Raw genomic sequence first — 1,090 nt, 5'->3', positions numbered from 1 at the left:
GCCGGGGGCACTCTGTGGTGCCGGGACGCTAGTCGTTGTTACTGAAGATGGCGACCAGGCGCAGCATCTCCAGGTAGATCCAGACCAGCGACACGGTGAGCCCGAACGCGGCGAGCCAGGACTCCTCGCGCGGGGCGCCGTAGGCGATGCCGTCCTCGATCTGCTTGAAGTCCAGCGTCAGGAAGAACGCGCCCAGCAGGATGGCGATGACGCCGACGATCGCGCCCAGCGGGCCCATGCCGCGCAGACCGCCGTCCGGGGCGACACCGAACGCGACCAGCAGCAGGTTCACCGCCGTGGCCAGCACGAACGCCAGGGCGATGGCCATGCCGATGCGGGCGTACCGGGCGGTGACGCGGATCCAGCCGGCCTTGTAGACCAGCAGGGTGGCGGCGGCGACCGCCATGGTGCCGAGCACCGCCTGGAAGGGGGCGCCGCTCCACCGGCTGTTGTACATCTCGCTGACGACCCCGAGGAACACGCCCTCGAAGGCCGCGTACGCCAGGATCAGCGGGGGCGAGGGCTTGCGCTTGAAGCTCTGCACCAGGCCCAGGACCATGGCGACGAGCGCGGAACCGAAGCCCAGCGCGTAGCTGGTCGGGGTCACCGGCAGCAGGGCCCACGCGAGCACCGCGCCGACGACGACGGTGCCCAGCGTGAGCGCCGAGCGGACGATCACGTCGTCCATCGTCATCCGGCCGGTCGTGGGCGGGGCCTGCGGCGGGGCACCCTGACCGGTGGTGGTCCGCGCGTACGGGTTCTGCGCATACGGGTTTTGGCCGTACGGGTTGCCCTGCGCGTACCCGGCCTGCTGTGCGGTGTCGAAGCCTGCGTAGCCGTTGTCGCGACCGAATCCTCGGCGCGAGAAGACCGGGTTGCTGCTCCTCATTTCACTCCTCCATGGCTGCCGTGCGCAGCCTTGGCTCAAGAGTAATGGACTGGCAAAGGATCGGCCCTGCTCCTTGAGGAGGATCTTTCCTTCACCGTGCTTGACCAACGCACCGCGCGAGAGCCATGTTCCCAGGCTGATCGTTTTGTATGCCAGAGCGAAGGGGCCGGCCGCCGGTACCCCGCGGGAGGCGCTCGCGGG

Annotated in this window: 1 protein-coding gene; it reads right to left on the bottom strand. The window is 69.2% G+C overall.

Annotation, left to right across the window (positions count from 1 at the left end; all coding sequences use genetic code 11):
- Positions 1-28 precede the first annotated feature (28 nt).
- On the bottom strand, positions 29-889 hold the full coding sequence (locus tag ACFWN1_RS33420) for a Bax inhibitor-1/YccA family protein (RefSeq protein ID WP_384370573.1): 861 nt from the start codon (positions 887-889) through the stop codon (positions 29-31).
- Positions 890-1,090 lie beyond the last annotated feature (201 nt).

It is taken from the genome of Streptomyces sp. NPDC058459, from assembly GCF_042721685.1.
In the GTDB taxonomy this organism is placed as follows: Bacteria; Actinomycetota; Actinomycetes; order Streptomycetales; family Streptomycetaceae; genus Streptomyces.
Note: the sequence above shows the minus strand (reverse complement) of the source record. Positions and strands in the feature narration are given on the sequence as shown.

Bases quoted from the DNA above. Each gene is read 5' to 3' on its own strand.
- ACFWN1_RS33420 (WP_384370573.1), bottom strand. From the start codon at position 889: ATGAGGAGCAGCAACCCGGTCTTCTCGCGCCGAGGATTCGGTCGCGAC.